General features: G+C 50.1%; 12 protein-coding genes. 5 read left to right on the top strand and 7 right to left on the bottom strand.

Translation table 11 applies throughout. The annotated features are described in order from the left end of the window. Nucleotides 1-97: 97 nt before the first annotated feature. The 3 genes from JUF13_RS07920 to JUF13_RS07910 all read right to left on the bottom strand — a co-directional run bounded on the left by JUF13_RS07920 (nt 98) and on the right by JUF13_RS07910 (nt 3,678). Nucleotides 98-1,228, bottom strand: coding sequence for a GGDEF domain-containing protein (locus JUF13_RS07920; protein ID WP_203639006.1), 1,131 nt, complete (start codon nt 1,226-1,228; stop codon nt 98-100). 154 nt (nt 1,229-1,382) lie between these two features. Further along, complete coding sequence (locus JUF13_RS07915; protein WP_125765652.1) at nt 1,383-2,030, bottom strand: EAL domain-containing protein; 648 nt, start codon at nt 2,028-2,030, stop codon at nt 1,383-1,385. 526 nt (nt 2,031-2,556) lie between these two features. Then, nucleotides 2,557-3,678, bottom strand: a complete 1,122-nt coding sequence (locus JUF13_RS07910; protein ID WP_203639004.1) for an LCP family protein — start codon at nt 3,676-3,678, stop codon at nt 2,557-2,559. A gap of 365 nt (nt 3,679-4,043) precedes the next feature. On the opposite strand from JUF13_RS07910, the gene JUF13_RS07905 reads away from it, so the two are divergent. The 5 genes from JUF13_RS07905 to JUF13_RS07885 all read left to right on the top strand — a co-directional run bounded on the left by JUF13_RS07905 (nt 4,044) and on the right by JUF13_RS07885 (nt 8,812). After that, nucleotides 4,044-4,991, top strand: a complete 948-nt coding sequence (locus tag JUF13_RS07905) for an AEC family transporter (RefSeq protein ID WP_203639001.1) — start codon at nt 4,044-4,046, stop codon at nt 4,989-4,991. 41 nt (nt 4,992-5,032) lie between these two features. After that, entirely contained in the window at nt 5,033-6,064 is a 1,032-nt protein-coding gene (locus tag JUF13_RS07900) for a DMT family transporter (protein ID WP_203638999.1), read from the top strand. A 199-nt stretch (nt 6,065-6,263) separates the two neighbouring features. Then, nucleotides 6,264-6,935, top strand: a complete 672-nt coding sequence (locus JUF13_RS07895; protein ID WP_203638997.1) for a 2,3-bisphosphoglycerate-dependent phosphoglycerate mutase — start codon at nt 6,264-6,266, stop codon at nt 6,933-6,935. 148 nt (nt 6,936-7,083) lie between these two features. Further along, nucleotides 7,084-8,316 (top strand): serine hydrolase domain-containing protein, encoded by a 1,233-nt coding sequence (locus JUF13_RS07890; RefSeq protein WP_203638995.1) that lies wholly within the window; start codon nt 7,084-7,086, stop codon nt 8,314-8,316. Nucleotides 8,317-8,488: 172 nt separating this feature from the next. Next, the gene (locus JUF13_RS07885) at nt 8,489-8,812 is read left to right on the top strand and encodes a hypothetical protein (RefSeq protein WP_203638993.1); all 324 of its coding nucleotides are present in this window, start codon (nt 8,489-8,491) and stop codon (nt 8,810-8,812) included. A 36-nt stretch (nt 8,813-8,848) separates the two neighbouring features. Here the strand turns inward: JUF13_RS07885 and JUF13_RS07880 are convergent, their stop codons facing one another. The 4 genes from JUF13_RS07880 to rpiA all read right to left on the bottom strand — a co-directional run bounded on the left by JUF13_RS07880 (nt 8,849) and on the right by rpiA (nt 12,983). Further along, nucleotides 8,849-10,183, bottom strand: a complete 1,335-nt coding sequence (locus JUF13_RS07880) for a C1 family peptidase (protein WP_203638991.1) — start codon at nt 10,181-10,183, stop codon at nt 8,849-8,851. Between the two features lie 294 nt (nt 10,184-10,477). After that, on the bottom strand, nt 10,478-11,029 hold the full coding sequence (locus JUF13_RS07875) for a hypothetical protein (protein ID WP_203638989.1): 552 nt from the start codon (nt 11,027-11,029) through the stop codon (nt 10,478-10,480). 282 nt (nt 11,030-11,311) lie between these two features. Beyond that, nucleotides 11,312-12,118 (bottom strand): aldo/keto reductase, encoded by an 807-nt coding sequence (locus JUF13_RS07870; protein WP_203638987.1) that lies wholly within the window; start codon nt 12,116-12,118, stop codon nt 11,312-11,314. A gap of 178 nt (nt 12,119-12,296) precedes the next feature. Further along, complete coding sequence (gene rpiA, locus JUF13_RS07865; RefSeq protein WP_203638985.1) at nt 12,297-12,983, bottom strand: ribose-5-phosphate isomerase RpiA; 687 nt, start codon at nt 12,981-12,983, stop codon at nt 12,297-12,299.

Here is a 12,983-nt window from a genome sequence, read left to right as displayed (position 1 = left end):
GTTCCGCTTAAAACTGATAACCAACAATCCAAGACCAGGATTGACCGGTTATCAGCCTTAATGCTCGCCGACTAATCGCCTTTTGGCCCACTCTTGTCTAGCCCACAGTCACTTGATCCCGACCGTTACGTTTAGAGTAGTACAGGCTCTGATCGGCCCGCCGGTAAACGTCCAGTTGTTCTTCGTCGGCCGTTTGGAGTTGCGTCAGACCAACGGAGATGCTGACGCTAATTTGCTGGCCGCCGTGGGAGAAGATGGCCGACCGGACACTCTCGGCGATGTCGTCGACGTGTTCGCGGGCCTGATCGGTCGTGTAATTCTTAAAGAGAATCGTGAATTCCTCGCCACCGGTTCGGTAGAGGACCAGATTAGGGTCAATGCGCCGAATCTGATCACTGATCAGGGTGGCCGTGTGGCCCAGCACGTAGTCACCCGCCAAGTGGCCGTAAGTGTCGTTGACGTGCTTGAAGTGGTCGATGTCGAACAGCATCAGCGTCAGCGGCTTGTGCGTGACCTTACTGTTATCGAAGGCCGCGCTGAAGTCATTTTTAAAGGCAAAGTAGTTCTTCACGTGGGTAAGGTCATCGTAGTTCGTGGTATAGGTCAGCTGCGCCAGGGTGGCCGCGCCGCTCATCAACGAATCCACGTAGATGTACATGATGGTGAGCAGGAAGAAACTGAAAATGAGCTCCCACATCATGATGGAGGAGGATAGGCCGAAACGCTGACCAACCACGCCCCAGAGAATTGCGGAGAGTAGCAACGAGGCGACAGTGTATTCGATGTAGTCGAGCCACATATGATGCCGTCGACTGCGAACGAACTTCATCACGTAGAAGTAGGCGATGAAGACCACCGCAAAGACCCAGGCGAGTCCCAGCCCCAGCGTTTGGTTGACGGCCATGAACAGCAGGATAGCGAGGGCCAACTGCCAGAACTTAATTTCCAACATCAAAAAGTAACTGACAAAGACGATCGCGAAGATTTGGAAATTGGTGAAGGCCCAGCTATAGGGGGTGTGATTGACGGCGAGCTGCACGCCAACGTTGAGGACAACCATATAAACGAGACCGACGTCGGTGCGGACCTTGTCCTCATTGGGGTGTTTGCCGCGGGTTTTGAACCACCGAATAATGCGGTTGGTGAGGTACCAGTACAGCGTCAACACGCCCAGCAAGAAGAACAGACTCGTAATTGCCGGGGTCACAAACCAGTGAGACCAAGTCATTAAGGAACACCATCCAATCTATATTCAGCATTTATTTGTACCTACCATACATGTTAACTCACCAAACTTAAAAGTGACACATGCAGTTGGGACGTTTTGGGTAAAAAGAGGGAGTCTCAGCACCGAAACCGGTTCCGAGACTCCCTTATAAAAGTTAAACTAAGCTAGGCTTACCGTATAAGTAGCCTTGATGCAGGGTGATACCGAATTGCTTGGCCAACGCCTGGTCGTCCGCATCCTCGACGCCTTCAAGAATCAAGCGTAACCGGTATTCCCGAGAAATTTGGGCCCAGAAGGCGAGGCTGGCGGGAATCAAGTCGGCTTCCCCACTCATCCGTAGGTTTTGCATGGCAAACTTGATTTCGTCCACGAAGGGTAACAGGTCGCGAATGTTTTGGTACGTGTTGGACCCCGTGCCCACATCGTCTAAGACTAAACCAATGCCATATTGATGAACGGCCAGACTGAATTGCTTCATTTCCTCGAGGGTCGGGGCCTCCGTCAACTCAATGGTCAATGCGGCTGGGGCAATGCGTTTCTTTAAAGCAATCACCGTCCCCAACGTGAGGGGATTGCGAAGCTGTTGATTATTGAGATTAAAAGCGAGTACCTGATTGTTAACGGCTGTGTGTAACGAAGAAGCCGTGTCCTCAAGGAGCTTAGCCTGATCGGCAACAGAGATGTCCGTAAAATGATGCGGCAAGACCCAAGCGTCCTCTTCCTGCTTACGTAACAAGACTTCATAGCCGAAGACTCGGTGGTCATCTTGATTGATTTGTGGTTGTACAAAGAAACGATACATAACCGATCCACTCCTTTAGAATCTTCCTACTCGTGACTTTAAGTCTATTCTACCGCAAACTTTTAAAAGCACAACGACATATATCTTTTAGTGTGGTAACTGCGGGAGACTATGACTTGCTTGCGACGCAAATCATTGGACAGTCACACTAACGAATGGGGTCGTGATTAAGGCGACTGCCGGTAAGACTCGTTAGGCTATCTTCCTTACTGAGAGTAGTTGTCTGCATGATTTTAGCCGAAACGAAGGAAGTGTGTATTAGTTAACGAATGATAACCCATAACTGTCATTTTTAATAAGTAAACCGTTAAAATTTTAGCAACCAGCGGCCTAAATTTTGTTAGGGATATCCTAAAACTGTGCCGTCAAGTCAAAGCCACGTGTAAGCGATTTGCCAATTCTACCGGGTGTTTCAAAAAAATGCAAGAAGAAAATGCCCGGGACCGTAATCTTAAGAATTAGGCGACCCGTGCCAACAAAAAAGGCATCCGGAAATTTCCCGGACGCCAGGTGAAACAATTTTAACTTAGTAGCCGTATCCGCTCCCGGTAGCCCCGCTATTGTCATAGGAGGTATCACCGGTCGTGCTGGTATCAGCGTCAGTCGTGAATTTCTTGGTATTGGCCAGGCCCAGCGTCTTACGAATGTGGTTCGACACCCGTTTCAGCTCGGTCGTGGTTGGGACTTGATAGGAGAGCCCATCAATCATCGCGTCTTGCCCCTGCAGGGTTTCGGACTTGATGTGGTGGGAGGCATCCCCGTACTTGGCCCGAATCTGCATCAGGTCGTCAAAGGTCAGGTCGGTCTTCAGGTTCCCATTCAATGATTTCAAAATGGTTTGGTACCGGGTAATGGAGGACAGGCCAGCCGCCTTCACGACCAGTTTCTGTAAGACCTCACGTTGCCGTTTCTGTCGACCGTAGTCACCCAACGGATCGTCATGCCGCATCCGGGAGTAGTCCAACGCTTGTTTCCCATTCAAATGGGTCTTCTTGCCCTTGACCACGTTGGCCGCACCGTACTGGAAGGTCAGCGTCGGTTTCACATCGACCCCGCCCACGGCATTGACCATTTTTTCCAGGCCACCCATGTTGACGATGGCGTAGAAGTCGATGGGGATGTCCAACAGGTCTTCCACGGTCTTCACGGCCGTCTTTGGCCCACCAATCGTGTAGGCAGCGTTGATCTTTTGAATCGACGCGTTGGCGCCGGAACCGACCGTTACCCGGGTATCCCGGGGAATACTGGTCAGGTAGGCGGTTTCCTTGGTTGGGTTGATGGTAGCGACCATCATGGTATCGGTCCGGCCGACGTCTGAACGGCCCAGCGCCCCGGTGTCGGTCCCCATCAGGAGAATCGAGAAGGGTTTGTTGGACTTCAGCACGGCGGAAACGTTCCGGCTCTTGGCAGCATTTGAGGCCTCGTAGGTCTGGCTAAACGTCTTCTTAGCGGACGTCCAAGCCTGGTAACCATACGCGAGGCCACCACCGATCATGACTAAAATGAAGAGCACGACCGTCCACATAATGGGGCGGTGTGGGTGAACCTTGGGTGTTTTAAAGTGTGAGTTACGGTCGGCGCGGCTGTCATAGACCTGTTCGAAATCCTCGGGTTTGTGCTGCCGTTTAGGTGTATTGTCATTTGGCATAATTATTTCCTCATCCTCATTAAAAAACTTTGGCTGACGCGCCGGGCCAGGCGCACGAGAAGCGTGGCGGCACCGGTGATACAGATTTGCTAATTCCCCTGGAATCCCATCTGTAGACTCAATTAATTCATTAGACCATAAAAATCGTCATTCGTAAATGTTTCTTCCGGCTAAATCGGCTAGTTTGGGGAGCCGTCTAGACCGGATAAAGCCAAATCTACCGAGTTGTCAAGGTAACCTAAAGTGTATTATAGCGCTATTTGTAAACGGTTGCGAAGGGAGTCGGCGGTGGGGGCGTGCTATAATAAGAAGCGTTGCTTAAGAAACTCTAATTTTTGGTAATGTTTAAGTGGGGAGGGACGCCGATGGCCGTCTTTATTCGAAGCGTTTCGGGTGTTTTGATCATCCTAGTCATGATTGGCCTGGGCTACGTGCTTTCCCGGCGTGGCTGGTTTGATGACCAAGCGCCCAAGTTAATTGCCCGGTTGGTCACGCAGATTGCGTTGCCCGCCTACATGATCAGTACGATCACGGCGAAATTCTCGGCGGAAACGCTGAAGAAGACGCTGCCGGATCTACGGTTTCCCATCGTCTCGATGCTGATCATGTTTGGGCTCTCCATTATTGCCTTTCATGTGTTTCGCATTAACCCCAAGCACCGCGGCCTGTTTGAATCCATGTTTTTGAATTCCAACACCGTGTTCGTGGGATTGCCGGTCAACGAAGCGTTGTTCGGCCCCAAGAGTCTGCCATTTGTGCTGGTCTATTACATGGCCAACACGACTTTTTTCTGGACGTTGGGGGTTTACCTGATTCAACGCGACGGGCAGGGCGCAGCTAAGTTTGACCTCAAACAGACGCTGCAGAAGATTTTCTCGCCGCCGTTACTGGGATTCATTCTGGGGGTCCTGCTGGTTCTGCTCGACATTCAATTGCCGAGTTGGATCATGCAAGACTTCCAATATATTGGTGGCCTAACGATTCCGTTGTCGATGATTTTCATCGGAACGGCGATTGCCGGGGCGGGCTTACAAAATGTCCACGTCGACCGCGACAGCCTGGGAATTCTCCTGGGACGCTTCATCGTCGCCCCGGTCTTGATGGGATTGCTCGTCTTACCAACTAGCATGCCAATTCTAATGAAACAAGTCTTTATTTTACAAGCAGCGATGCCCGTAATGACCAACGCGCCGGTGGTGGCGAAACTCTACCGCGCCGACGCCGATTACGCGGCCATCATGGTAACCGAAACTACCCTCCTAAGTTTAGTGGTCATTCCGATTCTGATGGTCATCGTCCAACACGTTGCCTGATTGATGCCGTTTGACTTAATAAGGAGGAACATTTTTTCGTTTTGAGAAAAACACTACTGTATATCGCGTTTTCAACGTTAATGTTTAGTTCCATGGAAATTGCTCTGAAGTCCGCTGGAAATGCGTTCAATCCGATTCAGCTGAACCTGATTCGCTTTTTCATCGGGGGCTTGATCCTATTACCCATTGCTTTACGAGCCTTACATAAACAAAGTCACCGGTTAAACCGTGGTGACTGGGCCCTGTTCTTCTTGACCGGGCTGGTCTGTGTCATCATCAGTATGACGCTGTACCAATTGGCTATCAGCGTCGACGAAGCCTCGACCGTGGCCGTTCTGTTCAGCTGTAACCCCGTCTTCGCCTTGATCTTCTCTTACCTGATCTTGCACGAACGGTTAGGCCGAGCGAACTTGATTGCCGTTATCGTGTCAATCATTGGGCTGGTCGTCATTGTGAACCCCGCCCATTTGACCAATCCCGTTGGCTTGACGCTGGCGATTGCCTCCGCCTTGACCTTTGGGTTGTATAGTATCGTGTCCCGGTGGGGCTCCGTGCGTCACCACTTCAACGGAATCGTCATGACCTGCTTCACGTTCTTGGCCGGGTCATTGGAATTGTTCGTGATCATGTTGATCACCCACATTCCTGCCGTTGCGGGTGGCTTACGGCAAGCAAACTGGTCGCGCCAATTTGCCGCGATGCCAATCTTGCAAAATATTAGCTTACAATACTTCTGGATCTTATTCTTCATCGGGGTCTGTGTCACCGGTGGTGGGTTTGCCTTTTACTTCTTAGCCATGGAACGTTCCGATGTCTCCACGGCGTCTCTGGTCTTCTTCATCAAGCCAGGGTTGGCACCGATCATGGCCGCAGTCCTGATTCACGAAAAGATCTTGACCAACACGATTGTCGGCATCGTGATTATCCTGATTGGGTCGGTCATCACCTTCATGGGGAACCGGGTCAAGGCGCGCGAATCTGCTCTGGCAGAAGAAGACGCCAGCGACTTCCAGGAAGCCGACGACTCTGTGGCTGCGAAATTGGCAGCGCACTCTGAATCCTCAGCTGACTAAGCGTTTAACTTTTAAAATTTCTATGAGGCGTTTCTCAGAACTTCTGGGGAACGCTTTTTTTATGGTTGCCATAGGTGTTTCCAAAAGGTTAGGGGCAGGAGAAAAATACGTGAAAATGAGCACAAATTGCGCGAAGCCACGTCAAACCTATGTTATGATTATCAGTGAGAATTGCAACGAGAGAAAGGGAGCATGATCAATGGCAACGCTGGTCATTTTACGACACGGGGAAAGTGTCGCGAACCGAGACAACATTTTCACGGGGTGGAGTGACGTGCCACTGACGGCTAAGGGTCGTGAACAGGCGGCCGCGGCTGGCAAATTGGTGGCGGCCACGGGCTTACAGTTTGAGGCGTTACACACCTCCATGCTACAGCGCGCCATTGTGACGTCCAACATCGTGCTGGAAGCCATCGACCAACTGTATATTCCTGAATACAAGTCGTGGCGACTGAACGAACGCCATTACGGCGCGTTACGGGGGAAGAACAAAGCCGCGGTCAAGGCGCGGGTCGGTGAGGCGCAAATCAAGATTTGGCGGCGAAGCTTTGAAACGGTGCCGCCCTTACTGGATCACGTGAGTCAGGACCGGCGTTACGACCAGTTCGGGCCGCACGTGGAACCCCGGGGTGAGAGCCTGGAGATGGCCTATCATCGGTTACTGCCTTACTGGACGGACCAGATTGCCCCACGGTTATTGGATGGGCACAATCAGTTAGTCGTGGCCCACGGCAGTACGTTACGCGCATTGATTAAGTACTTGGACCACGTGGCCGATGCGGACATTAGCAAGGTTGAAGTTGCGAACGGTGAACCTATTCGCTACGACTTTGATGACCGCCTAAACGTGTTAGCCAAGCAAACCCTGTAAGTTTTTAAAGTAAATAATAAGTTCCCGCTGTCGGCGAAGACATTCATTGTCTTTGGCCGACTTTTTCGTATAATCAAGGTAAGACAGTTAGGTCCGACCGTTTAGGCGGTAAAAAGGCAGTAGGGGAATCTAATTGGGGGAGAGAAAATTGAATAAACGAAACTTACGCCATTGGGCGGTATTGTTCGTCGTCATCTTGGGGATTGGCGGCGTGGTTTTTGGGATGCACGCCATTGATCAGCAGGATAAGCGAGAAGTGGCGATGAGCAATCGTCAGCACGCCCAGCAAACCAAGGCGACGTTGGCGGCGGATGCCGCGGCCAGCAAGCGTCACCGGAATTTAAGCAAGACGGCCTTTGACCGCACGAACAAAGGACAGGCGCATCCAAAATTTAGCGCCCACCTGACCCAGGAACTGAAGAACAAGAAGTTCGTGGGAACGGCGCTGGTCGTGAAGAATGATCGGGTCGTTTATCAGCGGGCCTTCGGGTTTGCCAACGCGGCCAAGCACAAGAAGAACAAGGTCACGTCGCAGTATCTGATCAATTCCGTGCAAAAATCCATGACCGGGTTCTTGGTCATTAAGGCGGCTCAGGCGGGTCAACTGCAGCTGACGGACCGGTTGAACCAGTATTATCCGGGCATCAAGGGCAGTAACCGCGTGACGATTCGCCAGATGCTCAACATGGAGGCCGGGATTACCGGTGAGCTCAAACCGGGCCGGACGCTGACGGAAAATGAGGTTTACCAGTACGTCAGTCAAAACGTGCGGATCGACCCTAGCAAGATCGGCCAATTCGACTACCAGCAGATCTGTTTCACGTTGCTGGCGGGCATTTTGCATCAGGTAACGCATGATTCCTATTACGATTTATTTTACCAACAAATGGTCACGCCACTGAACCTGAACCACACCGGATTTGCGCAGCTGCGGTCCAAGACCAAGGGGATGACGACGGGCTATGCCGGCGCCACGCCGCGGGATTACAGTGAGCCACACAAGCCATCGGCCGCCAGCATGGCCGTCCAGGTGGCCACAGGGAACGCCACAATGAGCACGGGTGACGTGTTCAGAGCGGAACGGGCAATTGTCCAGGGTAGCCTGCTAAACACGCCAGCGGGCGCGCAGGTGCTTCATGAGGCGGACGCCACGATTCATTACGCCGGTGGGGTTTACCACCTTGACCAGGGCAACGGGTATTACGGTCACGGCATGGGCGATTACTACGAGAGCACCTTTGCCATCAGTAAGAACGGCAAGAATGGCGTCGTCTTCCTGTCGAACAACTTCGAGAAGAAAACGATGTATCCGGACTGGTCAACGGAAGATTTGGCGTTACAGACGTTCCAACAGATCAATTCAGCGAAAAAATTAAAGTAAATCAACGACTGCTTAGTCGTCTGTCCATTTGGGGGAGACGATTAGGCAGTTTTTTAGGGGGAAGTTTGTCGGTCGGCAGGTCGCGTCACCGACGGACAAATTCGTCAGTGGGAATGATTAGTCAGTATATCATTGCGTCGTTGCGGTACACTAAAGAAAAGGGGGCGGAACCATGCTCGACGTTGGGTTCAATCATCAGTTATCCGGGGTGTACGGCGTGTCACTGGCCGTCATGGTCTTGTTGGCGGTCATCGTGGTGCCGCTGGTTCAGAAACGGTGGCACTGGCGTTATCCGGTGCTTAACAGCATGTGGTGGCAGTTGGCACCCATCCTGGCATTTTCAGCGGTCCAAATGGCCTATGTGCGGTTTAATTTAGTGTTGGGTGGGCTGTTTTTATTAATTGATTTGATGCTCATTTTGGATGGGTATCAACGGCAAGTCGCCAGGCAGCGGCATGACCAGCAGGAAAACAAACGGCATCAAAAAAACGTCTGAGACTTTCATCTCAGGCGTTTTCTAGTGACCAACAACTTAGGCTAAGGCACCCATTGGATCCCAAGGGGCCAAAACAGTTGGTTCTTCAGATTCTTGGATTTGCTTCAAGTCGTCAGGCAAGAATTGCTTGTTAACAACAACTTGGTAGCAGTATTCGTCCATCCAGGCATCGCTCATCACGAAGTAACCCTTCGTGCCGACCTTTTCACCCCAGGAGTTTTCAACCTTCCACTTGGTTGGTTGGCCGTCGACTAAATCGACACCAGTCAAGACCATGGCGTGGGTCATCATGCTTTCCCCGTAGTCCAGGCGTTCTGCCTTGGTCGTGGAGAAGTCGATGTTGAAGAGGGCATCCTTGTCGTAGTATTTGGTGTCCATGATCCCCTTTTGACGTTCGGAAGATTGACCAACATCACAACCGAACCAAACGGATTGGCCAGCCTGCAATTGCTTGATGGCTAATTGTTTAAAGTCCTTCATTGTAACGTTCAAATGCTTCACTTGACGGCCACTGACCACGTTACCCAGCATTTCAACGGTGTAGGTGTGGTTGTATGGCTTGTCAGCGGTTGGGGCGTTGATGATGGACACGTAGTCGGTCAAGTCCCAGTTGATGTACTTGTCGAAGAATGACTTTGGCGTTAAGTCCTTGTCGATGTGGTATTGCTTGTCATCGTCACGGTATTCAAAGTCAAACTTGCTGACGGGTTCGCCGAGGGAGAAGCTCAGTAAGCGGTAAACTTCGCCGAGCATCTTGTCTTTGGCAGCGGCGATATCGTCGGCGCTAGCCTTGTCAGCAACCAGCTTACGTAAGATAACGGAATCCTTACGCAGCTTCAGGTTCAAGGTGCTGTTGAGTTCGTTAGACTTGGAACTGTTGTAAGTTTCAGGCATCACGGACTTTGGCACGATCCCGTATTTTTGAATGATGGCACACAGCATGTCCCATTGCCCACCGTCTTGTTGGGGGGTCGCCATTAAGAAGGCAACCTTCCGGCTAGACGTAGGTTGGTCAGCGGTGGCCAAGACGTTTTCGTAGAAGTAGTTCGCTTTTTCAAATTTGTCCCAGAAGTTGGTGTAGTTTTGGGATAATTCAAAGTCACTTAAGTTAAACAGGTCAGCTAAATGATGACGCATGGTGTTCAATGCGGCAAACATCCAGCAGCGGCCACTTTGCTTTTGGTTGGCAACTTTCCCGGTGTCCAAGTCAATGGAGAACACGGGAGTCATGTCGGTTTCGGAAGCGTAATCGGCAGACGTTGCTAAGATACCTTGATGACTGACGGCGCGTTCCAAGACCTTCGCGGTTGGGTCAGTAGCTAAAGCTTGTTGATAACGGGCGGTTTGATCCGCCGTGATTTCTTTACTCAATGACGTCACTCTCCTATCTTATTCTCTCATTGTACTCCAATCTTCTCATTTTTTGTATAGAATTGGGCAAGTTGGTGAAAAATGTGGTGACAGGCGGGGCAGGTTTGTGGATACTAAAGGGTAAACGCGTGAAAAGGGGAGTGGTGACTTGGCTATTGCGGATAGTATTTTTTACATGGTGGTTTTGGGGGCTGTTGGGGTGACGGTTATTGGGTTGGTGTGGTTGTTGTTGAAGCGGCGAAAGTAAATGAAAAGGACGTCCTGCTTCAGTTTGTTGAGGGAACGTCCTTTTTGCTAATTAAGATTTAGTTTTAGTTTTTTTGATGTGTAGGCACTGTTATCGTAAACAGTTCTTATAGTCAGTTTTGATGCGCCTAGTTTGTTAGTTTTGTCTTTAATGTGATAAAGCAGTTGAAAATTTTGTTTAGAATGTGAAGCGACACCAAAAAAATTAGATGAATCGAGAGCGGCAGAAATTTTGCCTGCATTGGCAGTGTCTAAAAATGTGATAGGATCATATAATCCCTGGCCACTGAGTTCGATATCACTAGTGCCATTATCATAGATGGTTCCAGTAACTTTAACCCAGGTTTGGTAGCGACTGTTCATAGGTGAAACGTGGAAAACATAGAGATGCTTAATCTTAATTTTACTTGAATACTTGACAGCAAAAGTTTTGTTCAAGGTATATTTGTTCATGCTTTTATACTGCTTATGAATCGGGCTATCACTTGAAAAGTAAACAAACTTCTTCGCCTTAGCCATTGCCGGGGTAGCAGTCGCTAGCGTCCCACCTAACAAACTGGCGGCTGCCAGCGTAGCAGCGAGTAACTTATGTAGTTTCAAAAAATTATCTCCTAAGTATTGAATTCAATCATGATAATCATAATGTTAATAATTACGATGACCGTTAGTTTTTCAATTATATATATTCGTGTGCGGATTAATCAAATGAATAACACAATGTGAAATACAAAGGAGCTTGTTTCGTGTACGTCAGGAAAGACGCAAAGTAGCGCATTAAAAAAGAACCTCCCAATGCAAGTATCATCAGGAAGTTCTGTATGAAACGCTAGTAAATTTTTTTCAGACTAGCGTCAGTTAATCAATTGCAACAAACCAGTCAGTTTAGTCGTAGTTCAAATGCTTATCTTGATCCAACCCATTAATCTCAGCAATTTCTGCATCCGTTAAGTGAAAACCAGAAATTTCAAAGTTTTCGCGAACCCGAGCTGGCTTGGACGACTTCGGAAAGACCACGAAGCCCGTGTCGATTTGCCACCGCAAAACGATTTGCGCCGGGGACTTGCCGTATTTGTCGGCCAATTTCGAAATGACGGGGTCTTCGAGAATCAAGTGACCATGACCGATTGGGGAGTAGCCTTCATTGACGATGCCATTGTCCGTATCGAACTTGCCCAAGTCGGCTTGTACCTTGTAAGGGTGGCGTTCGATTTGGTTGACCATTGGCTTAACCTTGGCCATGGCAAAGACCTGTTCGAGTTGGTCCTTGGAGAAGTTAGACACCCCGATGGCCCGGACCTTCTTTTGTTGGTACAGGGTTTCTAAGGCACGCCACGTGTCCAAGGTCAGGTCGAAGTTTTTCTCATTAGGCCAGTGGATCAGGTAGAGATCCAGGTAGTCCAGTTGTAAGTCGGCCAACGTCTTGTCAAAAGCGGCCAGGGTCTTGTCGTAGCCCTGATCGGCGTTCCAGACCTTGGAGGTGATAAACAGGTCAGAACGGTCAACGCCGGAAGCCTTGATAGCCGCACCAACGGCTGGTTCATTGCCGTAAATGTGGGCGCAATCGAGGTGCCGGTAACCGGCGTCTAAAGCCGTCTTGATTGATGTGGGGACGTCCTTGCTATCGATTAAATAAGTCCCGAATCCTAACATTGGGATGGTCACGCCGTTGCTTAACTGTGTCGTTTCCATGTGATTACCTCGCTCTACAAATATTTAATGCATAACTTAATGATACACTACCGAGTCATTAGTTTCATGGGTGGGGTCTTAACGACAGCAATATATTGCTGGGTGTACGAAAAACGCGCCTGGAAGAAAATCCCAGACGCGTTTGTTATTGCAATCTTATATGGCACACTCTTAAAAATTAGTCGCGAGCGTTCAAGACTTCTGGTCCGTCTTGGCGACCAACGATAACCGTGTTGACCGTGTCCAGGAATAACCCGTGTTCCACGAGACCCACGATACCGTTCAACGTGTTGGCTAATTCGTGGGGATGGTCGATGCGGCCCAGGTGCAGGTCGATGATGTAGTTCTTGGAGTCGGTTAAGACGTGGCTGCCGTCTTCTTGCATCCGGAAACTAGGGTTGAAGCCCATCTTGTCTAACTTTTCCAGGACATGGCTGGAACCAAAGGGGATGACTTCCAGTGGCAAGGGGAACTTACCCAAGTGGTGAACCATTTTGCTTTCATCCACGATCCACATGTTCTTGGTGGAGTTGATGGCAACGATCTTTTCCCAAAGGTGAGCGGCACCGCCACCCTTGATACCTTGGAAGTTGTCGTCAATTTCGTCGGCGCCATCGATGGTGAGGTCGAGGTGGTCGACTTCATCTAATTGCTTGATGGTGATGCCGAGGGATTCGGCTTGCTTGGCGGAACGGTCGGACGTAGCCACACCAACGATGCTGAGGCCTTCGTTCTTCACTCGTTCGCCGAGGGCGTCGATCATGTAACGGACGGTCGAACCGGTCCCAATACCTAAAATCATGCCGTCCTTAACGTACTTAACGGCTTCTTGGCCAACAAGGGCTTTTAATGCGTTTTGATCCAT

The organism is Levilactobacillus wangkuiensis, assembly GCF_016861605.1.
Classification (GTDB): Bacteria; Bacillota; Bacilli; order Lactobacillales; family Lactobacillaceae; genus Levilactobacillus; species Levilactobacillus wangkuiensis.
The sequence above is the reverse complement of the archived record's forward strand: the minus strand, read 5'-3'. Positions and strand labels throughout refer to the sequence as shown.

What these genes read in the sequence shown, in the direction of transcription:
- rpiA (WP_203638985.1), bottom strand. Translation starts at nt 12,983, where the DNA reads ATGGATCAAAACGCATTAAAAGCCCTTGTTGGCCAAGAAGCCGTTAAG.
- JUF13_RS07910 (WP_203639004.1), bottom strand. Translation starts at nt 3,678, where the DNA reads ATGCCAAATGACAATACACCTAAACGGCAGCACAAACCCGAGGATTTC.
- JUF13_RS07895 (WP_203638997.1), top strand. Translation starts at nt 6,264, where the DNA reads ATGGCAACGCTGGTCATTTTACGACACGGGGAAAGTGTCGCGAACCGA.
- JUF13_RS07885 (WP_203638993.1), top strand. Translation starts at nt 8,489, where the DNA reads ATGCTCGACGTTGGGTTCAATCATCAGTTATCCGGGGTGTACGGCGTG.
- JUF13_RS07870 (WP_203638987.1), bottom strand. Translation starts at nt 12,118, where the DNA reads ATGGAAACGACACAGTTAAGCAACGGCGTGACCATCCCAATGTTAGGA.
- JUF13_RS07905 (WP_203639001.1), top strand. Translation starts at nt 4,044, where the DNA reads ATGGCCGTCTTTATTCGAAGCGTTTCGGGTGTTTTGATCATCCTAGTC.
- JUF13_RS07915 (WP_125765652.1), bottom strand. Translation starts at nt 2,030, where the DNA reads ATGTATCGTTTCTTTGTACAACCACAAATCAATCAAGATGACCACCGA.
- JUF13_RS07920 (WP_203639006.1), bottom strand. Translation starts at nt 1,228, where the DNA reads ATGACTTGGTCTCACTGGTTTGTGACCCCGGCAATTACGAGTCTGTTC.